Here is a 19,078-nt window from a genome sequence, read left to right on the forward strand (position 1 = left end):
GCGACGAGGCAGGAGCGATTCGAGGAGGCGCCATGGAGAGCCTGCAGCAGACCGTTCCGTACGCGCGCGGTCGCGTGTACCACGACGCCGACGCGCACGTAATGGAGACGCCCGACTGGCTCGTGCCGTACGCCGACCCGGGCGTGCGCGAGAAGCTGCGTCCGCTCTACGTCGCCACCGTCAAGCCGGGCGAGGAGCGCATGATCGACAAGCTGCGCCGCAAGCACGCCGACCCGGCGGAGCGGCAGTGCCTCGAGGCGGAGATCATGCTGCGCAAGAACTGGAGCGCGCTCGGCTCGTTCCTGAAGGAGGACCGTCCGCGCGCGCTCGACCTGCTCGGCTTCTCGAGCCAGCTCGTGTTCAACACGTTCCTCAACAAGTACCTGAACGACGCCGAGCACTCGGACGACCTCGACTTCGCCTACGGGCTCGCGCGCGCGCACAACCGCGCGCAGGTCGACTTCTGCTCGATCGACCGCCGCTTGCTCCCCGTCGGCTACGTGCCGCTCGCCGACTTCGCGCGGGCGCGCGCCATGGCCGAGGAAGCGATCGCGATGGGCTGCAAGGCGCTGCTGATCGCATCGTCGTGCCCCCGCGGGCACTCGCCGAGCCACGTCGGGCTCTTTCCCGTCTGGGAGGTCGCGCAGGACGCCGGGCTGCCGATCGTCTTCCACGTCGGCGGCGGCGGACGGCTGCTCGATCCGAACTACTTCGAGAACGGCCTGCCGCCGGTCCCCGACTTCCACGGCGGCGCGGAGAACTTCCGCTCGGTCGACTACATGGCGATCCCGTTCCCGCCCATGCAGACGCTCGCGACGATGATCTTCGACCGCGTGTTCGACCACTTCCCGCGGCTCAAGGTTGGCGTCATCGAGCAAGGCGCGGTGTGGGTGCCGAGCTGGATGCGTCAGCTCGACTCGGCGCTCGAGGCGTTTCGCAAGAGCGAGGAGCGTCTGCAGAAGCTCGAGCTCAAGCCGAGCGAGTACGTCAAGCGTCAGATTCGCGTGACGCCGTACCCGACCGAGCCCGTCGGCTGGATCATCGAGCAGGTCGGCGAGGACGTGTGCATGTTCTCGTCGGACTGGCCGCACGTCGAGGGCGGGCGCAACCCGATCAAGCGCTTCGAGGCGAGCATGGAGGGCGTGTCCGAGCGCGCGCGGCAGAAGTTCTACTGCGACAACTTCGTCGACCTGATGGGGCGCGGGCTCGACGCGGAGCTGGGCGGCCGGCACTAGCCGGCGCCGCGACCTGCTCCGCCACGCAGCCGAGCCTGCTCGGCACGAAGCGTCTCGCGCCGCTTCGGCTCAGGCCGCGCGGTACCCGGAGGAATCGTCGGACGTCCGCCAGACGACGTCGCTGCTCTCCGTCGTCCGATCCGCGACGATGATGCCGTCAGGATGAAATTCCGACGCGGGCGGCACGCCGAGGCGGCGGCGCACCTCGTCGAGCGGCAGCGGCAGCAGCTCCTCGTAGGGGGCGACCGTGAGCAGCGGCGTGCGCTTGCCGCGTCGCCAGGCGGCGAGCAGGTAGCGCGCCCACCTGAAGGTCGGGTCCTTCGGTCCGACCGCGACGGCGGCGAGCAGGATCAGCGCGATCCCGAGGCTCGGGATCTGCGCCTGGGTGAACGCGAGGTTCGCGGCCTCGCCGGCCTCGTCCATGCCGTAGCCGGTCAGCACGTGCCAGAGGTCGTGCATGTCGCGGCTGCGGTCGCCGAAGTACTGGCGGTCGGGGTCGAGCTGCGGCGCTTGCGGCGAGCTCTGCGCGGCCATCAGGTCGGCCTCGACGAGTCCTTCGGCGGTGAGATCTCCCGCCTCCATGAAGTCGAGGTAGGCGCGCCCGAACGAGCCCTCGGGGAGACGGCGTAGCGCTTCGCGGTCGGACAGCGCGGCGAGCAGCGACGGCTTCTCGCGCAAGAGGCGCGCGCCGTAGGGGTGCGCGGCGAAGACGGCGAAGGCGCGGTCGAAGCTCTGGCCGGCGAGCGCGTCGAGGATCTCGAAGACCTGCTCGGTGCGCTTCGGGTCCGCGACCAGCACCTTGAGCGCACGCCAGGCGCGCGGCCAGTCGCGCCGCCTGGGCGCGGTCTCCTGCGCGTTCATGCCGTGAGACTAGCTGCGCGGCGCGGCGGCGGCCACCGGATCGCGTCCGACCGTCGCACGACCGCGCCCGCGCGCGGCGAGCGCGCCGACGACGCCGGTCTCGACGACGACGCCGATCGCCGCCGCGACCAGCAGCGGCACGACCAAGAGCGCGCCGAGCGGGACGTCCCAGGAGATTCGCATTGCGAGCGCCGCATCCGGGATGTTGGGCAGCATGTCGTCACCTCCCGCCCGGCGCCGACGCAGGCCCCGTGCCAGCGGCGGGAGCTGGTGTCCCACCGCGAAATCACTTCACTTTCACGGAGCCGCAGGCCGCACGCGGCGCAGCCGCCGCATGCTCTCCACTGCGTGCCGCATGACGCAGCGGGCAGCAGCCCGATGGACCCGACGCGCGGAACCGCGGTAAGGAGGGGGCATGAAGCTGTGCTGGTTCCATCTGATGCCGTACACGGAGCTTCCCGACGACTTCAAAGAGAAGCATCCGTCGGTCTGGGTCGACATCGACTCGCGCCTCTTCGACCCGGCACGCGCCCACCTGATGTACAACGACTTCCTCGACGAGCTCGAGTTCGCGGCGGAGGTCGGGTTCGACGGCATCTGCGTCAACGAGCACCACTCGAACGGCTACGGCCTCATGCCGTCGCCGAACCTGATGGCGGCGGCGCTCGCACGCCGGACGCGCGACGCGGCGCTGGTCGTGATGGGCAACTCGCTCGCGCTCTACAACCCGCCGATCCGCGTCGCCGAAGAATTCGCGATGCTCGACTGCATCTCGGGCGGGCGCCTGGTCGCGGGCTTCCCCGTCGGGACGCCGATGGACACCTGCTACGCGTACGGCCAGAACCCGAGCCAGCTTCGCGAGCGCTACCTCGAGGCGCACGACCTCATCATGCGCTGCTGGACCGAGCCCGATCCGTTCGTCTTCCACGGCCGCTGGAACCAGCAACGCTACGTCAATCCATGGCCGCGTCCGCTGCAGAAGCCGCACCCGCCGATCTGGATCCCCGGCGGCGGCTCGGTCGAGACGTGGCGCTGGTGCGCCGAGAAGGACTACGTCTACTCGTACCTCTCGTACTTCGGCTACAAGGCCGGCGAGGCGACGATGAAGGGCTTCTGGGCCGAGATGGAGCGGCTCGGTAAAGACCAGAATCCGTACCGTGCGGGCTTCTTGCAATTCGTCGGCGTCGCCGAGACCAGCGCCGAGGCCTTCGAGCTCTACCGCGAGCCGGCCGAGTACTTCTACGGCCGCTGTCTGCACATCGATCCGCGTTTCGCGCAGCCGCCGGGATACATGAGCGAGGCGTCGATTCGCGCACGCATGCAGTCGATGGTGGCGCAGGCCGCGGCCGCCTCGAACGCGCAGGAGATCTCGTCGACGCCGTTCGAGGAGATCATCGAGCGCGGCTACGTGATCGTCGGCAGCCCGGACGAGGTCGCGGACAAGCTGCGCGAGGTCGCGATCAACCTGAACGTCGGTCAGATGATGCTGCTGCTGCAGTTCGGCAACATGTCGAAGCAGCTCACGCAGTACAACACGCAGCTCTTCGCGACGCAGGTCGCGCCGCAGATCCGCGACCTGTTCGACGACCGCTGGGAGAACCGCTGGTGGCCGCAGCCGCTGCCGCAGGCGCACCGCGCCGAGCCGCGCGACCTCGGCGCGTCGCCTTCGGTGTCCGGCAACGGTGAGCCCGCGCGCGGCGGGCGCTGGGAGGAGCGTGGCGCGGCGAGCGCGCCCGGAGCGGTGACCCGATGATGGACGCGCCGCGCGAGTTCCAGGTCACCGTCAACGGCCACGCGTGCCGCGTCTGGGAGAAGGGCGAGGGTGCGCCGCTGGGCTTCTTCGCAGGGCTCGGTGGCGCGATCCGCTGGTCGCCGTTCCTCGACGCGCTCGCGCAGCGTCGGCGCGTGATCGTGCCGTCGCTGCCGGGCTTCCCCGGCGCGACGGGTCACGAGCTGCTCGACGACCTGCCGGACTGGATCGCGGCGACGCTCGACCTGCTCGAGGGCGCGGGCCTCGAGGGCGCGGATCTGATCGGCGCGTCGGTCGGCGGCATGCTCGCCGCGGAGGTCGCGGCGCTGTCGCGCGCGACCGTCAAGCGTCTCGTGCTGGTCGCGCCCTACGGGCTGTTCGACGCCGCGGAGCCGACGCGCGACGTCTTCGCCGTCAAGCCAGAAGATCTGCCCGCGCTGCTGTCGAGCCACCCCGAGCGCGTCGTCGCGGCGATGACTCCACCCGAGGGCGAGGATCCCACCGAGTGGGCGATCCTGGTCGCGCGCGCCGGCGTGGCGGCGGCGCGTCTCACCTGGCCGCTCGGGGAGCGCGGTCTCAAGAAGCGTCTGCACCGCATCAAGGCGCCGACGCTGATCGTCTGGGGCGCCGAGGATCGCGTGATCCCGCCGTCGTATGCGCACCGCTTCGCCGCCGGGATCCCGGGCGAGGTCGAGACGCGCACGATCCCGGGGGCCGGGCACCTGGTCGACGTCGACGCGCCCGAGGAGCTCGCACGCGCGATCCTCGAGTTCGTCGGCTGAAGCTTCGTCGGCCGATCTCCCGTGCGTCAGGCGAGCGCGCGCTCGATCGCCTGCTCGACCTCGGGCGCCGTCGGCTTGGAGGTCGGGTCGAAGCGCGCGACGACGTTGCCCTGCTTGTCGACGACGAACTTCGTGAAGTTCCACTTGATGTCGCCCGCCGCCTCGGGACCGACCTCCTGCTCGGTCAGCCAGGCGTAGAGCGGGGCGCGCGCGTCACCGTTCACGTCGATCTTCGAGAACATCGGGAAGGTGACGCCGTACTCGAGGCTGCAGAACTGCTTGACCTCGGCGTCGGTGCCCGGCTCCTGTCCCGCGAACTGGTTGCACGGGAAGCCGAGCACCGCGAAGCCGCGCGATGCATAGCGCTCGTGCAGCTTCTGCAGATCCTCGTACTGCGGCGTGAGGCCGCACTTCGAGGCGACGTTCACCACCAGCAGCGCCTTGCCACGGAAGTCGGCGAGCGAGCGCTGCTCGCCGTCGATGGTCTTCATCGTGAAGTCGTGCAGCGTCTTGCCGGCGCTCGCCATGGTCGGCTCCTTTCTCAGAAGCGCTTGTTGATGATGTTCGGCACCACGCCCGGGTCGGCGGTCTCGCTGTAGAACGCGTTGCGGGAGTAGACGTCGATCTCGTCGGGGCTGACGCGGCCGTCGCGGTCGCGGTCGGCGCGCAGGAACATCTCCCACAGCGAGCCGCCCGCGGCCTGCGCCTCCTCGCGCGAGACGTGACCGTCGCCGTCGGCGTCGGCCGACGACCAGTGCCGCAGCCGCTTCTGCAGCGCGTCGCCGAGCTCGAAGAGCGTCACCACGCCGTCGCCGTCGGCGTCGGTTTCCTCGAAGCTCTGCTCGGTCGTGAAGAGACCGGCTCGGCGCGCCTCTTCCTCGCTGAGCTTGCCGTCCTTGTTGGTGTCGGCGCGCTCGAACACCTCGGCGAACGCCTTGCTGGCGTCGTCGCTCGGCGTGGGCGTCGCGTCCTGCGCGCGACCCGGCGCGGCGGCTCCAAGGACGGCGAGCGCGGCGAGGGCCGCGAGGGCGATGGGCATGCGTCGCTTCGGCTTCGTCATCGCTCCGGCGATAGCAGGAAGCGCGTGCTGGAGCACACGGGGCGTCGACGGTCCTCGCTGGTCGTGCGCGCGCGCGTCGTGCCGCGCGCGGCTCTTGACGCGGCGCGACGCGCCGCGCCGGTTGGTCAAGGCGCAACGGGGCGCTAGAGTCGCGCCGACGTCATGGACGAGATTCTGCAGGCGGCGACGGTGGTGCTGCTCCGCGACGGAGCGGAAGGTATCGAGACGCTCTTGCTGCGCCGCAACTCGAAGCTCGCGTTCGCGGGTGGCATGTGGGTGTTTCCGGGTGGACGCGTCGACGACGCGGACCGCGCCGGGCTCGACCCCGACGACGACCTCGCCGCCGCCCGTCGCGCCGCCGTGCGCGAGGCGTACGAGGAGACCGGCCTCGTCATCACCGAGGACGTGCTCGTGCCGCTGTCGCACTGGACGCCGCCCGACGCCGCCATCAAGCGCTTTCTCACGTGGTTCTTCGTCGCGCCCGCGCCGGACGGCGTGGTCGCGATCGATCAGGGCGAGATCCACGAGCAGGCCTGGATGCGTCCGGCGGACGCGATGCGGCGGCGCAACGCGCTCGAGATCGAGCTCATGCCGCCGACATGGGTGACGCTCGAGCGTCTCGCCCGCTACGACAGCGTCGCGGCGCTGCTCGAGGATTGCCGCTGCTGCGAGCCCGAGCGCTTCACGACCAAGATCGTGATGACGCCCGACGGTGGCATCACCTGCTGGCAGGGCGACGTCGCCTGGGAGACTGGGGATCCGAACGCGCCCGGGCCGCGTCACCGGCTGTGGATGTCGTCGAGCGGCTGGCGGTACGAGCGCAGCGACTAGCGTCCGCGTCGCGAGGAGCCATGTCACGGCGGGAGTGCTTGACGCTGCGGCTCGACCGGGTCGAGACCCCGATCGGCGTCATGCTCTTGCTGGAGGACGCCGAGGGTCGCCTGCGTGCGCTCGACTGGGAGGATCACGAGCCGCGCATGACGCGGCTTCTGCATCGAGCGCAAAAATCGTACGAGATCCGCGAGGGCGACGGCTCGACCGCGAACGTCGCGCGCGTACGTCGCTACCTCGCAGGTGACCTGCGCGCGCTCGACGAGATCCCGGTGGAGACCGGCGGCACGGAGTTCCAGCGGCGCGTCTGGCAGGCGCTGCGCGAGATCCCGCCCGGCACGACGACGACCTACGGCGCCCTTGCCGCGCGCCTCGGGCAGCCGACGGCGACCCGCGCCGTCGGGCTCGCGAACGGCTCGAACCCGGTCGGCGTCGTCGTCCCCTGCCACCGGGTGATCGGCGCCGACGGCTCGCTCACGGGGTACGGCGGCGGGCTCTTCCGCAAGCGCTGGCTGCTCGAGCACGAGGGCGTGGTGCTCCCGGAGCAGCGCGAGCTCTCGAGCGCGCGCGTTTGAGACGCGCGCGCCGCGAGCGTGACGCGCGACCGGAAGGCGTCGCTGCAACGACGTCGTTGACGAACGAACATTCGTTCGGATATGAGCGGCGGCCGTGCCGGCGAAGGCGAGCAGGAAGCGCAGCGCGGCCGAGCCGCGCGCGCTCGAGCAGCCCGCGGACGCGCGCTCGGCGCGTGAGCCGACGGATGCGCGCTCGACGCGCGAGCTGATCCTCGACGCCGCGGAACGCCTGTTCGCGGCGCACGGCGTCGACGGCGTCGCGGTGCGTGATCTCGCGCGCGAGACCGGGCTCACGGCGTCGAGCCTCTACAACCACTTCCCGAGCAAGCAGGCGCTCTACGACGCGGTGCTCGAGCGCGGGCTCGCGCCGATCGTCGCCATGACGGCGGAGGCGTGGCAGGCGGGGCCGATCCGACCGGAGCGCGTGCGCGAGCACATCGCGCGCCTCACCGAGCACCTCGCCGATCATCGGCACCTCGCACCGCTCCTGCAGCGCGTGATGCTCGAGGACGCCGCGCTGCCCGAGCCGCGCATCGGACGCTGGATCCGCTCGCTGTCGGACAAGGGTATCCGCCTGATCCGCGACGCCGCGGGTCCGGCCGGCTGGCAGCCCGAGGACGTCCCGCACTTGACCTTCGCGCTGTTCGGGCTGCTGTACTCGTACTTCACCAACGCGCAGGCGGTGCACGCCGTCGCGCCGTGGACGAAGGATCCGTTCTCGGCGCGCGAGCTCGCGCTGCAGCGACGTTTTCTCGAGCAGGCGTTCCTCCGCTTGCTCGGCCCGCGCCCGCGACGGGCCGCGAACGCGAAAGGGAAGAGCAGATGAAGGCACCGACCACGGTCGAGCCGATGAGCCAGCGGATGACCGTCCAGTTCCCGTACAAGCACTCGACGGGCGAGGTCACCGGGCGCTTTCTCGCAGGGCTGAAGGAGCAGAAGCGGATCTGGGGACGGCGCGTCTCGGGGCAGGGCGTCGTCGTGCCGCCGAACTCGTACTCCGAGGTCGACGCGAAGGGCGGCGGCGAGTGGGTCGAGGTCGCGCAAGAGGGCACCGTCACCGCGGTCGCGGTGGTCGAGAAGCCGATCCCGGGGCTGCACCTCGAGCAGCAGCGCTTCGCCTTCGTGCTCGTCAAGCTCGACGGCGCCGACACGGCGATGGCGCACGTCGTGCGCGATCGCGTCGACGAGGTGCGCGTCGGCTCGCGCGTCAAGGCGGTCTGGGCGCCCGACGATCAGCGCAAGGGCACGATCCGCGACATCGCCTGCTTCGAGCTGGTCGGCTGAAGAAAGGTTGGAGCGATGAACGAACCACCGAAGGAACGCGTCAAGTACATCGCCGCGGACTTGAACCTGCCGTACCACTACTACGCGGGCGACTACAAAGCGCTCTACCTGCGCGCGTTGAAGGACAAGCGCATCCTCGGCTCGAAGTGCAGCGCGACCGGCAAGGTCTTCGTGCCGCCGGTGATGAGCTCGCCGCACGCGCACGCGCCGTGCGACGAGATCGTCGAGGTCGCCGACCGCGGCATCGTGACGACCTTCTGCATCGTCAACGTGCCGGTCTACGGGCGCGACCTCGAGCTGCCGTACGTCGTCGCGTCGGTCGCGCTCGATGGCGCGGACGTCTCGATCTACGGCCTGATCCAGGAGTGCAAGGCCGAGGACGTGCAGATGGGCACGCGTGTCGAGGCCGTGTGGAAGCCCGACGGCGAGCGTCAGGGCGACCACACCGACATCAAGTACTTCCGGCCGACGGGCGAGCCGCCGGCTCCGCTCGAGAGCTTCATCCACCGTTTGTGAGGTGAACGTGAGCAAGCTCAGGAACGTCGCCGTCGTCGGCTTCGCGCAGGCGCCGATCGTCGCCGAGGAGCCGCACCGCACGGCGCCGGAGATGCTGTATCCGGTGATCAAGCAGGCGCTCGCGAGCTGCGGCGTCGAGCGCAAGGACATCGACTACCAGTGCGCCGGCTCGTCGGACTACATCGACGGCCGCGCCTTCAGCTTCAGCCAGGCGCTCGAGGTGATGGGCGCGTGGCCGCCCGTGCAGGACTCGCACGTCGAGATGGACGCCGTGTGGGCGGCGCACCTCGTGTGGGTCAAGATGCAGGCCGAGGAGTGCGACACGGCGATCGTGTGCGGCTTCGGCAAGGTGTCGGAGGGCAGCCCGCCGCACGTGCTCAATTTGCAGCTCGACCCCTTCTACCACGCGTCGCTCGGCCTCGATCACCTCTCGACGTCGGCGCTGCAGGCGAGCGCCTACATGGCGGCGAAGGGCGTCGACGACGCGGGGCTCGCCGAGGTCGCGGCGCGCAACCGCGCAGCGGCCGCGAAGAATCCCGACACCCAGGTCCGCACGCCGGCGACCGCGAAGGAGCTGCAGGCGACGCCGTGGGTCGTGCGGCCGCTGCGCGAGGGCTACGTGCCGCCGATCGGCGAGACCGCGACCTGCATGGTGCTCGCCGTCGAGGGCAAGGCCGAGAAGATGTGCGACCGCCCGGTGTGGATCCAGGGCGTCGACCACCGCATCGAGCTGCAGACGCTCGGCGCGCGCGACTTGACGCGCAGCGCGAGCACCGAGCTCGCGGCGCGCAACGCGCTCGAGATGGCCGGATTGAAGAGCGCGCGCGAGGCGGACGTCGTCGAGCTCGGCTCGACGACGCCGGCCGAGGAGCTGATCCTGCGCGACGCGCTGGGGCTACCCTCGGGGCTCGACGGCAAGGAAGGCGAGGGGCCGGTGGTCAATCCGTCCGGCAGCCCGTTGTGCGGCAACCCGCTGATGAGCACGGGCCTGCTGCGCCTCGCGGAAGGATTCCGTCAGCTCTCCGGACGCGCCGGCGAGCGCGCGGTGTCCGGCGCGAAGCGCGCGATCGTGCACGCGTCGGCGGGGCACTGCCTGCAGCAGAACATCGTCTGGGTGCTCGGGACCGAGCGGAGGTGGACATGAGCCGCGCAGTGGCCGTGGTCGGGGTCGGGCAGACGCACCACGCGTCCAAGCTGCCCGACGTCAACGTCGCCGAGATGGTGCGCGTCGCGGTCGACCGCGCGCTTCTCGACGCTGGCCTCGAGCATCGCGACATCGACGCGATCGTGCTCGGCAAGGCGCCGGATCCGCTCGAAGGCATCATGCAGCCCGAGCAGTACCTCGCCGGCGCGCTCGGCGCGCACATGAAGCCGATCATCCGCGTGCACACCGCGGGCTCGGTCGGCTGCACGACGGCGCTGATCGCTGCTTCGCACGTCGCGTCGGGGCTCTACGGTCGTGTCTTGACGGTCGCCTTCGAGAAGCAGAGCGAGGGCAACGCGATGTGGGCGCTGTCGCCGAATTACGCGTTCACCGCGCCGATGGTCGCGGGCGCGGGCGGCTTCTTCGCGCCGTACTGCCGCGCGTACATCGCGCGCTCGGGCGCGCCGCCGCACATCGGTGCGCTGGTGGCGGTGAACGCGCGCGAGAACGCCGGACGCAACGAGTACGCGCACCTGCGCGACCCGATCACGCTCGACGACGTGCTGAACTCGCCGATGCTGTGGGATCCGATCCGCTTCCTCGAGACCTGTCCGTCGTCGGACGGCGCGATTGCGATCGTGATGGCGAACGAGGAGTTCGCGAAGAAGGGGCCGCGCAAGCCCGCGTGGATCAAGGCCGGCGCGACCTTCACCGAGCCGATGTACGTCCCCGGCCGCGACCAGGTGAGCCCGCTCGCCGGTCGCACGTGCGCCAAGTACGTCTACGACAAGGCCGGCATCAAGGATCCCTGGAACGAGATCCAGGTCGCCGAGTTCTACGTTCCGTTCTCGTGGTACGAGCCCATGTGGCTCGAGAATCTCGGCTTCTGCGAGATCAACGAGGGCTGGAAGATCGTCGATCGCGGCGACCAGAAGATGGGCCGTCACCTGCCGGTCAATCCGTCGGGCGGCGTGCTGAACACCAACCCGATCGGAGCGTCGGGCATGCTGCGCTTCGGTGAGGCCGCGCTGCAAGTGATGGGTCGCGCCGGCGAGCACCAGGTGCCCAACGTCAAGAACGCGCTCGGCCACGCCTACGGCGGCGGCGCGCAGTACTTCTCGATCGCCATCCTGAGCAGCGAGCTCTGAGGTCGAAGCCATGTCGGAACCCGCAGTCGTCTACGAGAAGAAGGACGGCGTCGCCGTCGTCCGCATGAACCGTCCCGAGGTGCGCAACGCGATGAACGCGGAGATGCTCTGCCGCCTCGCCGACGCCTGGCAGGACATCAACGAGGACAAGAGCGTGCGCTGCGCGATCTTGACGGGGACCGGCGACGAGGCATTCTGCGCCGGCGCCGACCTCGGCGACTTCATCCCCATGATGCAGGGCCTGAAGCCGCCGAAGAACGAGTTCGACGAGCGCGCGAAGAACGACCCCAGCATCATCTTCCGCGGGCTCCTGCGCGGCTACGACGTCTTCAAGCCGATCATCGCCGCGGTGAACGGCCACAGCTACGCCGGCGGCACCGAGATCCTGCAGGCAACCGACATCCGCGTCGTCGCCGAGGACGCGCGCCTCGCGATCTCCGAGGTCAAGCGCAGCTTGTTCCCGATGGGCGGCTCGACCGTGCGCCTCGTGCGCCAGATCCCGTGGGCGATGGCGATGGAGATCCTGCTCACGGGCGAGCCGATCAGCGCCCAGGAGGCGCACCGCATCGGGCTCGTCAACAAGGTCGTGCCGCGCGCGAAGGTGATGGAGGAGGCGCTGCGCTACGCGCAGATCCTCGCCGAGAACGGGCCGCTCGCGGTGCAGGCGGTGAAGAAGTCTGTGCTTGCGGGCAGCGGGCTGTCGATCGAGGAGGCGCTCGCGAAGGAGATGGAGATCGGGATCCCGGTCTCGGCGTCGCGGGATGCGCAGGAGGGGCCGCGGGCGTTCAAGGAGAAGAGGAAGCCGGTGTACGAGGGGCGGTGAGGGGCGTCACCAGATCTGCTTCTCGTCGCGATGGAGAGCTGGTTCGGCGATCTTCATCGCACAGTGGCCGCTGCCCGACGCGCCCCGGTTCGTGACACGCCGATCCTGCGCGGTCACGTAGCGCTGGCGCGCGGTCGACTGCTTCGGATCTCCGCGGTCGCGTTGTTCACGTGCGCCGCGTGCCTGAGCTTCGTGGCGTGGATTCTCTACGCGCGGTTCTCGGGCGCGATCTGACGCATCGGCATTCGATCTCGTTCTTCGCGAATCCGTCGCCGTTCGACACGTAGTGCGTCGTCGCCGGCGAGCGCGAACCTTGCCGGCGTCGGTCCGCCTCGCCGCTCACGGCCGCGTTGCCCTCGATGCACAGGATCTGCGCGGCGTCCGCCGAGCGGGTCGTTGGTGAGGGCCAGGTGATGCTCCGTGCGATCTCGGCGACGTTATCGACCCGGCGCACGCACCGCGCCGGCATTGTGGGGAGCGGGCAGTCGATCGAGGAGGCGCTCGCGAAAGGGACGGAGAGCGGGAATTCGCCGATGCCGTCGACAGCGTGACCGGCGTGCGACGGCACGACGTCGTCGCCGACGATCACCTCGGTGGTCGTCATGCACGGCGCGACCGCGGTAGTGGCCTGGAAACGTGCCCAGTCGTCGTGGCGGATGCGGGCGACGAAGAAGCCCCAGTCGAGCCAACGCGTCACCTGTCGTTTCAAATCAATTTTTTGTCAGAAGAGATCATCGCGACCTTTGTGGCGGTCGTGCTAGCTGAGCAGCCGCGAACGTGCCCAGACCTGGAGATCGCGTTGACCGGAGGACAGGGATGCATCGGTTGCTGAGCTCGGCAGGTCGCACACTTGCGACCATCTTGGCGTGCGCGGGTCTGACCGCCGCCAGTGCCGCGGTGGGTTCGTCGGCTGCTGCGGCGGCGTTACCGCCCAACTGCACCGGCAAGAAGACCGTCACGTGCACGTTCGAGTACAACGGCACCGACGGCACTGACGGCGACGTGCAGACGTTCACGGTGCCCGAGAAGGTCGACGTGTTGACGATCGACGCCTGGGGTGCGCAGGGCGGCGGAGGTCTCGGGGGGCTAGGAGGCCACAACGCATCGACGATCAAGGTCAGCCCGGGCGACGTGCTCGAGATCAGGGTCGGCGGGCGGCCGTCTGAACTCAACGGCCGCGGCTTCAACGGCGGCGGCCGCGGGGGCGGCGGCGCGTCCGACGTGCGGCCTGCGGGCGGGGACCTGTCGGCGCGGATCGTGACTGCCGGCGGCGGTGGCGGATCGGGGGGAGTCCAGGGGCCCGACACTCCCATGACTTGGCGGGAGGGCGGCGCCGGCGGTGGTGGCGACGGCTCCGACGCGTGCTCCGCCAATACTTGCGGCCGGGGCGGGACTCAGGCGGCAGGGGGCGCGGCGGGTAGCGGCGGAAATCTCGCTTGTGGTCAAGCCGGCAGTTTTGGGAACGGCGGCTCAGGCGATTGCTGGAGCGGTGGAGGTGGCGGTTGGTACGGAGGGGGATCTGGCGATGGGTTCCTGGTCACGAGCAACGGTTTCCCCATCGGGGCCATCCTCGATGGAGGTGGTGGCGGCTCGGGCCACGTCGCGTACGGCGTGAAGCAGGTCCACGAGTCCGGCGTGCGTGAGGGCCACGGCTTGGTGACGATCACCTACTCGAAGTCGCCCGTTCCGCCGATGGGCGCGATCTCCTGTCCGTTGACGGGCGGGACGATCACCTTCTCGAAGCCGCTGACGCTATCGCCGAACTCGAAGCTGGTGAGGATGAAAATCAAGGCGACCGGCACGGGCTGCGACAGCTCCGGCGTCGTCGGCGGGAAGGCGCCCATCACCGATGTCGAGATCACTGGAACGGTGCCGCTGGGCCCGGGGGCGGCGTGTATCGACCGCGAGCTCGCGCAGGGCAAGCCGGCGAAGTTCCAGGTGAAGTGGCGGGGCCGGAACGCGAAGAACAAGCCGATCACGGTCGGGACGTCGAGCACGTCGGTGTCGGCCATGGACTTTTCGCTGATCACCCAGCTCGGACTGGGTCTGAACGCGGTCACGAACGAGAAGAAGCCGTTCGCGAATCAGCCGCTGTACCTGTGGATCGAGGTTGCGGAGGACCTCGTGACGCAGGGGATCGCGTGCGCGTTCGACAAGGGTTTGAAGACCTTGCACATCGTGGGAGGGACGGCGACGGCCCTGCAGTGAGTCCACGGGCGTCCGTGAAGGCGCAGGGCTCGCTCGGCTGCGCGCGAGGCAGACGTCGAGCCGTCCTGCCACGGTGCCTGGCCGCTGGTCGGGAGGTCGCCGGTCAGCCGCCCGTGCTGCGTCAGTTCTTCAGGATCGTCGGATAGAGATCCGCCCACGAGCCGCAGTTGTGCGCGTCCCAGGCATCGAATCCCGCGATCTTGCCGGGCTCGAAGCGCAGCGTCGACTTGGTGATGTTGAACGTGTCCCACGCCGGGGAGTGTGGGGCAGTTGGCTTGCCGGTCCGGGCGAAACTGGTCCCGTACGAAGTAGTTCAGATCCGACGAATGCACCGCGCCGAGTTCGAAGCCGGCATCGGGCGTGGCCGGAATGCCGACCGCGAGCAGGGGCGCCGACCTGTCGGCGAACTCGAACTCGCAGACGTCGACGTAGCGTGACGCGAGCTGCGCGGTCCTCAGATACATGCAGTTGTTGATGCCGATGTCGGGCCGGAAGTCCGACATGACCGTGCCGAGCGCCGCGGGCGCCGACGAGGAATCGGATAGCGGATGCCTAGCTGCGATGGCCTTGGCGTTGTCGCCATGAATGGCCGCGAGCAACGTCCCGTAGTTCTCCCTCGTGATCTTCTTTCCGGCCTGAACGTCGTACGCGACGTACAGCCGAAGCTCGTCGCGCGTGCCGCCATTGATCAGCGGAACCTTCACGAAGCTGCCCTCGCGAAGGGCATCTCTGGGTTGGCGCCGCACCGTCGTGTTTCCATCGGCAGGCGCGAAGGTCATGAGATCTTCGGCGCTGACGGCAGTGCCGGCTGCGAGCAGGCGCTCGACGGGTTGCCGACGCAGGCACGAGAGCGCCGTCGCGGGATCGCTGCAGCCGACCATCTCGCTCGGCCGTGGATCCAGACGATGACCGGCCGCTTTGCATCTGACTCGTTCGAAGTTGCGCCGGTCACGTCGAGGTAGAGACAGTCCTAGTCGGAGCTCGCTTCCGTCAGCCCGTAGCGCGCTTCTTGCGGACAAGCGCTGCGGAACCGCGTCGCGTCCAAGACCTCGGTCCAGTCCGCCGGCTCCTGCGGCGGCTCCCAGCGCAAATCGCCCACGGGCGGAGCGGCGTAAGAAATGCCTTTGAACTCGACGCCCCCGTCGCCGACCGTGCCGCGTACCGCGACGGCGGGGTAGAGCGGCTCGCCGTCGCAGCGCAGGTTCGCTCGTCGGAAGCGGGTCGGAGATCGCGCCGGATACGTCGCGGCAACGGAGCGGTCTCTATGCGGTCGCGCTAACAGACTCGGCGAGAACGGTATGCGAACGAGCGCGCCGAACGCGCGTGCGCCCCTCGCGGGACCGACGATCCGCGAGGGGCGCATTCGTCTTGCGGGCGGCCTGACGCTCAGCGGACGCAGGGCTGGTTGGCGCTCGCGAACACGTTGTTGCGCCACCGGTTGTCGCCGCAGTTCGTCAGGCTCTCGTTCAGGTCGTAGTGCCTGTTGCCGTCGTTGTCGCGGTCGTTGTTGAGCGCGGCGTTGCGCGTCACGTGCGTGCCCGACTCGCTGAGCAGCGCGATGCCGTTCTCGCCGTTGCCGTTCGCCTGGTTGCGCGTGAGCCGGTTCTTCCGCCCGCGGACGAGGAGGATGCCGTCACCGTGGTTCTCGTCGGCGACGTTGCCCGTGAGGCGGGTTCCCTCCTCGCCGTCGATCCAGAAGCCCGTTTGGTTGCCCGTCGCGCTGTTATTCTTGACGACGTTGCGTCCGCCGCCGGGCGTGAAGGGCCCTGCGCCGAGAAAGAACCCGAAGATGTGGTTGTCGCGCGCGGTGTTGCCCTGCAGCACGTTGCGCAGCCCGACGTCCACCACGAAGCCGGACGAGGCATTGAAGAATGCGTGGTTCCGCACCAGCCGGTTCCGGTCGGCGTGGATCAGGCGGAAACCCTCGCCGTCGTTCGCGATCGCCGTGTTCCCGGTCAGCCGATTCGCGTCGCTCTCGATGACGAAGCCCTCGCCGAGCGGGCCGAATCCGTCGTCGCTCAGCGCCGCCGTGACGTTCTCGATCCGGTGCGAGCCCTCGCCGAGCACCTCGACGCCGATCGAGCAGTGCTGGACCGTGCCGTTGCGCACCACGGCGCGCTTGCCGACGACCACGATCCCGCGCGCGGTGTTCACCCCCGCCTCGCGGCAGATCACCGAGAAGCCGTTCAGGTCGAGCGTCGCGGGTCCGACCACCGTGAGCGCCGGCGTCCCCGGCGGGCACTGCTCCAGGTCGCCCTGCAGCGTGACCTTCTCCTTCGGCCCGATGATGGCGCCGCACTGCACCTGGCCCCAGGCCTCGCCCGCGACGACGACGAGCGCGAGCCCCAGCGCCGCGACGCGAGCGCGGCGCGCGCCGCGCGCGATTCGAACCAGTCGCTCCATGCTGTCCTCCTTCGACCTCGGCGGGCGCATCCGAGCGCCCGTCTGGACGAGGAGGCGTGAGGAAGCGCCTCACGACGTGAGGGGGGCGTAAGGAGGATCCGGTCAGCGACGCTTCACGTCGAGGGCCACGTCGGGCTCACACGCAGCGGTTGCGGATGCTCCCGATCCCTTCGATCCAGCTCTCGAGCACCTGCCCGGGCCGCAGCGCCCGCGGCGGCTTGCGCACGAACCCCACGCCCGCCGGCGTACCCGTGAAGATGACGTCGCCCGGCAGCAGCGGCAGCACGGCGGAGAGCTCGGCGATGAGCTTCGGCACCGGGAAGATGAGGTCCGACGTGCGCGCATCCTGCACGACCTCGCCGTCGACCGAGCAGCCGAGCGCGAGGTCGCCGGGGTTCGGCACCTCGTCGCAGGTGACGAGCCAGGGGCCCATCGGGCCGTAGCCGCGGCGCGACTTGCCGAGCGAGAACTGCGCGCCGGCCGCGAACTGGAGGTGGCGGTCGCTGATGTCCTGGCCGACGGTGAGGCCGGCGACGTGCGACCAGGCGTCGCCCTCGCGCACGCGGTCGGCGCGCGTGCCGATCACGACGACGAGCTCGACCTCCCAGTCGACCGCCTCACCGACGATCTCGACGTCGTCGAACGGACCCGCGAGCGAGGCGGGGAACTTCGTGAACGTGGCCGGCACCGCGGGGATCGGCAGGCCCGCTTCCTCGGCGTGGCTGCGGTAGTTGAGGCCGATCGCGAAGACCTGTCGCGGTGCCGGCACCGGACACCGCAGATCGGCCTCGACGAGCGGTGCGGTGCCGCTCTTCACGGTCGCGGCCCAGTCGACGAACGCGCGCCAGTCGGTGAACACGCTCATGGGGTCGGGACCGAAGCGGCCGCCGCTGGCTTCAGCGACGTCGGCGACCTTGTCGTCGAGGATCAGCGCGGCGCGGCCGCGTACGTTGGCGAGCTTCATGACGTCAAATCCTTCCTGAGGTCGTCGAGCAGCGCGGTCGCCGACGCGGCGTCGGCTGCCGTGCCATAAAGATAAAAGTCTGGTCGTTGCAGCGCGCACGCAACGTGGTGCTCGCCGAACCAGCGCTCGAGCACGGGATCCGGCTCGGTCACGGCAACCACGTCGCCGCCGATCCGCGAGAACCACGCGCGCTGGTCGGCGCCGATGGCGTCGGGATCGACCCCACGCAGCACGAGACGCCAGCCGGGGCCGTAGACGTCGTCGAAGAACCTCCCGCCGACGCGGCCCTGCACGAAACGCTTCCCGGCATGCGGCGCCGCCGGATGGATCAGCCCGCTCGTGAGGCCGGGCAGCTCGGGAGCCGGCGAGGTGCCGTCGACCAAAGCCGACATCGCCGCGTCGCGCGCGGCCGCCTGCGCTTCGTCGGCCATGCAGATGACCTTGCCGAGCTCCACCGAGAAGTGGATGACGGCCTCGACCGACGGCAGGCGCTCGGCCTGGTACGTGTCGAGGAGCGACTCCGGCGCGAGCCCGCGCAGCACGAGGTCGAGCTTCCACGCGAGGTTGGCCGCGTCGCGAAGCCCTGCACAGAGCCCCTGTCCGGCGAACGGCGGCATCAGGTGCGCGGCGTCGCCGGCGAGGAGCACGCGTCCCGTGCGCCAGCGCTCGGCGTAGCGGGCGTTGAACGTGTAGACGGCGTGGCGCTCGAGCCGGGCGTTGCCAGGGTGGACGTCCCACGGCGCGAGGAGCTCCCAGGCGCGACGCTCGCAGTTCAGCTCGTCGAGCGACTCGTGCGGCAGCCGCATGAACTCCCAGCGGCGGCGCCCTGGACCGCCGGACACGGCCGTCGTCGGTCGCCTCGGGTCGCAGACCTGCAGGTTGACCGGATCGAAGACGCGCGGCTCGTTCAACATCACGTCGACGATCAGCCAGTCGTAGGAGAAGCCGAAATCCGTGACCGGCGCACCGACGAGCGTGCGAACCTTGCTCTTGGCGCCGTCGCAGCCCACGGCGTAGCGTGCGACGACGTCGCCGACGACGACGTGGTCGTCACGCTGCTCGAGGCTCGTCACCTCGACGCCGCGTCGAACGTCGACGCCGAGCCGTAACGCTCGATCCAGGAGGAGCGCCTCGAGCTCCGGCTGGTTGAACATCGACGACATCGGCCAGCCGGACGGTCCGTTGCCGTGCCGGCCGAAGCGCAGCAGCACGGTGCCGGCCGCGTTGCGCCACTCGTAGATCTCCGCGGGCTCGGTGATCGCGCGCAGCTGCTCGCCGATCCCGCACGTCTGCAGGATGCGCCCGACCTCGTCGTCGAAGTGTACCGCGCGCGGCAGCGGGTAGGGCTCGGGCTGGCGCTCGAGCACCACGACGCTGCGGCCGAGCTGGCGGAGCAGGATCGCGAGCGCGCTGCCGACCGGTCCGCAGCCGACGATGGCGACGTCGAATGCCTCGACCACGTCGGCGTCGACCCCTTCGCGTGTGACCATTTTT

Annotated in this window: 20 protein-coding genes; 11 read left to right on the forward strand and 9 right to left on the reverse strand. The window is 69.9% G+C overall.

The genetic code is table 11. The annotated features are described in order from the left end of the window. The first annotated feature begins 32 nt into the window (after positions 1-32). A complete protein-coding gene (locus VIS07_22520; protein HEY8518297.1) occupies positions 33-1,235 on the forward strand; it encodes an amidohydrolase family protein in 1,203 nt (400 codons plus the stop codon). A 69-nt stretch (positions 1,236-1,304) separates the two neighbouring features. Here the strand turns inward: VIS07_22520 and VIS07_22525 are convergent, their stop codons facing one another. Together VIS07_22525 and VIS07_22530 are read right to left on the reverse strand one after the other, a co-directional pair. Further along, positions 1,305-2,096 carry a Coq4 family protein gene (locus VIS07_22525; GenBank protein HEY8518298.1) on the reverse strand — a complete coding sequence of 264 codons (792 nt, stop codon included), beginning with the start codon at positions 2,094-2,096 and terminating at the stop codon, positions 1,305-1,307. A 9-nt stretch (positions 2,097-2,105) separates the two neighbouring features. Further along, positions 2,106-2,312, reverse strand: coding sequence for a hypothetical protein (locus VIS07_22530; GenBank protein ID HEY8518299.1), 207 nt, complete (start codon positions 2,310-2,312; stop codon positions 2,106-2,108). A gap of 199 nt (positions 2,313-2,511) precedes the next feature. Here VIS07_22530 and VIS07_22535 point away from each other — a divergent pair, with 199 nt between their 5' ends. After that, on the forward strand, positions 2,512-3,849 hold the full coding sequence (locus VIS07_22535) for an LLM class flavin-dependent oxidoreductase (protein HEY8518300.1): 1,338 nt from the start codon (positions 2,512-2,514) through the stop codon (positions 3,847-3,849). Further along, positions 3,846-4,628, forward strand: a complete 783-nt coding sequence (locus VIS07_22540; protein ID HEY8518301.1) for an alpha/beta fold hydrolase — start codon at positions 3,846-3,848, stop codon at positions 4,626-4,628. The genes VIS07_22535 and VIS07_22540 overlap by 4 nt, the downstream gene beginning before the upstream one ends. Positions 4,629-4,654: 26 nt before the next feature. Here the strand turns inward: VIS07_22540 and VIS07_22545 are convergent, their stop codons facing one another. Then, positions 4,655-5,155, reverse strand: coding sequence for a glutathione peroxidase (locus tag VIS07_22545; protein ID HEY8518302.1), 501 nt, complete (start codon positions 5,153-5,155; stop codon positions 4,655-4,657). A 14-nt stretch (positions 5,156-5,169) separates the two neighbouring features. Further along, the gene (locus VIS07_22550; protein ID HEY8518303.1) at positions 5,170-5,688 is read right to left on the reverse strand and encodes a hypothetical protein; all 519 of its coding nucleotides are present in this window, start codon (positions 5,686-5,688) and stop codon (positions 5,170-5,172) included. A gap of 162 nt (positions 5,689-5,850) precedes the next feature. Here VIS07_22550 and VIS07_22555 point away from each other — a divergent pair, with 162 nt between their 5' ends. The 8 genes from VIS07_22555 (at position 5,851) to VIS07_22590 (ending at position 12,009) form a co-directional block, all read left to right on the forward strand. Further along, positions 5,851-6,519, forward strand: a complete 669-nt coding sequence (locus VIS07_22555) for an NUDIX hydrolase (GenBank protein ID HEY8518304.1) — start codon at positions 5,851-5,853, stop codon at positions 6,517-6,519. 20 nt (positions 6,520-6,539) lie between these two features. After that, positions 6,540-7,094, forward strand: a complete 555-nt coding sequence (locus VIS07_22560; GenBank protein ID HEY8518305.1) for a methylated-DNA--[protein]-cysteine S-methyltransferase — start codon at positions 6,540-6,542, stop codon at positions 7,092-7,094. Between the two features lie 94 nt (positions 7,095-7,188). Continuing rightward, complete coding sequence (locus VIS07_22565) at positions 7,189-7,920, forward strand: helix-turn-helix domain-containing protein (protein ID HEY8518306.1); 732 nt, start codon at positions 7,189-7,191, stop codon at positions 7,918-7,920. Next, positions 7,917-8,378: an OB-fold domain-containing protein gene (locus VIS07_22570; GenBank protein HEY8518307.1), complete on the forward strand. Its 462-nt coding sequence runs from the start codon at positions 7,917-7,919 to the stop codon at positions 8,376-8,378. The genes VIS07_22565 and VIS07_22570 overlap by 4 nt, the downstream gene beginning before the upstream one ends. A gap of 15 nt (positions 8,379-8,393) precedes the next feature. Next, entirely contained in the window at positions 8,394-8,894 is a 501-nt protein-coding gene (locus VIS07_22575; protein ID HEY8518308.1) for a Zn-ribbon domain-containing OB-fold protein, read from the forward strand. Between the two features lie 7 nt (positions 8,895-8,901). Continuing rightward, positions 8,902-10,038, forward strand: a complete 1,137-nt coding sequence (locus VIS07_22580; protein ID HEY8518309.1) for a lipid-transfer protein — start codon at positions 8,902-8,904, stop codon at positions 10,036-10,038. Further along, positions 10,035-11,186, forward strand: coding sequence for a thiolase domain-containing protein (locus VIS07_22585; GenBank protein HEY8518310.1), 1,152 nt, complete (start codon positions 10,035-10,037; stop codon positions 11,184-11,186). Before VIS07_22580 ends, VIS07_22585 begins: the two co-directional genes overlap by 4 nt. Positions 11,187-11,196: 10 nt before the next feature. Continuing rightward, the gene (locus VIS07_22590; GenBank protein HEY8518311.1) at positions 11,197-12,009 is read left to right on the forward strand and encodes a crotonase/enoyl-CoA hydratase family protein; all 813 of its coding nucleotides are present in this window, start codon (positions 11,197-11,199) and stop codon (positions 12,007-12,009) included. A gap of 166 nt (positions 12,010-12,175) precedes the next feature. Here the strand turns inward: VIS07_22590 and VIS07_22595 are convergent, their stop codons facing one another. The 5 genes from VIS07_22595 to VIS07_22615 form a co-directional block, all read right to left on the reverse strand. After that, positions 12,176-12,706: a hypothetical protein gene (locus tag VIS07_22595; GenBank protein ID HEY8518312.1), complete on the reverse strand. Its 531-nt coding sequence runs from the start codon at positions 12,704-12,706 to the stop codon at positions 12,176-12,178. 1,387 nt (positions 12,707-14,093) lie between these two features. After that, positions 14,094-15,098 carry a carboxylesterase family protein gene (locus VIS07_22600; protein ID HEY8518313.1) on the reverse strand — a complete coding sequence of 335 codons (1,005 nt, stop codon included), beginning with the start codon at positions 15,096-15,098 and terminating at the stop codon, positions 14,094-14,096. A 505-nt stretch (positions 15,099-15,603) separates the two neighbouring features. Beyond that, complete coding sequence (locus tag VIS07_22605) at positions 15,604-16,620, reverse strand: right-handed parallel beta-helix repeat-containing protein (GenBank protein HEY8518314.1); 1,017 nt, start codon at positions 16,618-16,620, stop codon at positions 15,604-15,606. Positions 16,621-16,756: 136 nt separating this feature from the next. Beyond that, the gene (locus tag VIS07_22610; GenBank protein ID HEY8518315.1) at positions 16,757-17,584 is read right to left on the reverse strand and encodes a fumarylacetoacetate hydrolase family protein; all 828 of its coding nucleotides are present in this window, start codon (positions 17,582-17,584) and stop codon (positions 16,757-16,759) included. Next, positions 17,581-19,074: a bifunctional 3-(3-hydroxy-phenyl)propionate/3-hydroxycinnamic acid hydroxylase gene (locus tag VIS07_22615; GenBank protein ID HEY8518316.1), complete on the reverse strand. Its 1,494-nt coding sequence runs from the start codon at positions 19,072-19,074 to the stop codon at positions 17,581-17,583. The genes VIS07_22610 and VIS07_22615 overlap by 4 nt, the downstream gene beginning before the upstream one ends. Positions 19,075-19,078: the final 4 nt, after the last annotated feature.

The organism is Candidatus Binatia bacterium, from assembly GCA_036563615.1.
In the GTDB taxonomy this organism is placed as follows: Bacteria; Desulfobacterota; Binatia; order UBA12015; family UBA12015; genus DATCMB01.

What these genes read in the sequence shown, in the direction of transcription:
- VIS07_22600 (HEY8518313.1), bottom strand. Translation starts at nt 15,098, where the DNA reads ATGGTCGGCTGCAGCGATCCCGCGACGGCGCTCTCGTGCCTGCGTCGG.
- VIS07_22545 (HEY8518302.1), bottom strand. Translation starts at nt 5,155, where the DNA reads ATGGCGAGCGCCGGCAAGACGCTGCACGACTTCACGATGAAGACCATC.
- VIS07_22530 (HEY8518299.1), bottom strand. Translation starts at nt 2,312, where the DNA reads ATGCTGCCCAACATCCCGGATGCGGCGCTCGCAATGCGAATCTCCTGG.
- VIS07_22605 (HEY8518314.1), bottom strand. Translation starts at nt 16,620, where the DNA reads ATGGAGCGACTGGTTCGAATCGCGCGCGGCGCGCGCCGCGCTCGCGTC.
- VIS07_22560 (HEY8518305.1), top strand. Translation starts at nt 6,540, where the DNA reads ATGTCACGGCGGGAGTGCTTGACGCTGCGGCTCGACCGGGTCGAGACC.
- VIS07_22590 (HEY8518311.1), top strand. Translation starts at nt 11,197, where the DNA reads ATGTCGGAACCCGCAGTCGTCTACGAGAAGAAGGACGGCGTCGCCGTC.
- VIS07_22570 (HEY8518307.1), top strand. Translation starts at nt 7,917, where the DNA reads ATGAAGGCACCGACCACGGTCGAGCCGATGAGCCAGCGGATGACCGTC.
- VIS07_22575 (HEY8518308.1), top strand. Translation starts at nt 8,394, where the DNA reads ATGAACGAACCACCGAAGGAACGCGTCAAGTACATCGCCGCGGACTTG.
- VIS07_22585 (HEY8518310.1), top strand. Translation starts at nt 10,035, where the DNA reads ATGAGCCGCGCAGTGGCCGTGGTCGGGGTCGGGCAGACGCACCACGCG.
- VIS07_22615 (HEY8518316.1), bottom strand. Translation starts at nt 19,074, where the DNA reads ATGGTCACACGCGAAGGGGTCGACGCCGACGTGGTCGAGGCATTCGAC.
- VIS07_22555 (HEY8518304.1), top strand. Translation starts at nt 5,851, where the DNA reads ATGGACGAGATTCTGCAGGCGGCGACGGTGGTGCTGCTCCGCGACGGA.
- VIS07_22550 (HEY8518303.1), bottom strand. Translation starts at nt 5,688, where the DNA reads ATGACGAAGCCGAAGCGACGCATGCCCATCGCCCTCGCGGCCCTCGCC.
- VIS07_22520 (HEY8518297.1), top strand. Translation starts at nt 33, where the DNA reads ATGGAGAGCCTGCAGCAGACCGTTCCGTACGCGCGCGGTCGCGTGTAC.
- VIS07_22540 (HEY8518301.1), top strand. Translation starts at nt 3,846, where the DNA reads ATGATGGACGCGCCGCGCGAGTTCCAGGTCACCGTCAACGGCCACGCG.
- VIS07_22525 (HEY8518298.1), bottom strand. Translation starts at nt 2,096, where the DNA reads ATGAACGCGCAGGAGACCGCGCCCAGGCGGCGCGACTGGCCGCGCGCC.
- VIS07_22535 (HEY8518300.1), top strand. Translation starts at nt 2,512, where the DNA reads ATGAAGCTGTGCTGGTTCCATCTGATGCCGTACACGGAGCTTCCCGAC.
- VIS07_22610 (HEY8518315.1), bottom strand. Translation starts at nt 17,584, where the DNA reads ATGAAGCTCGCCAACGTACGCGGCCGCGCCGCGCTGATCCTCGACGAC.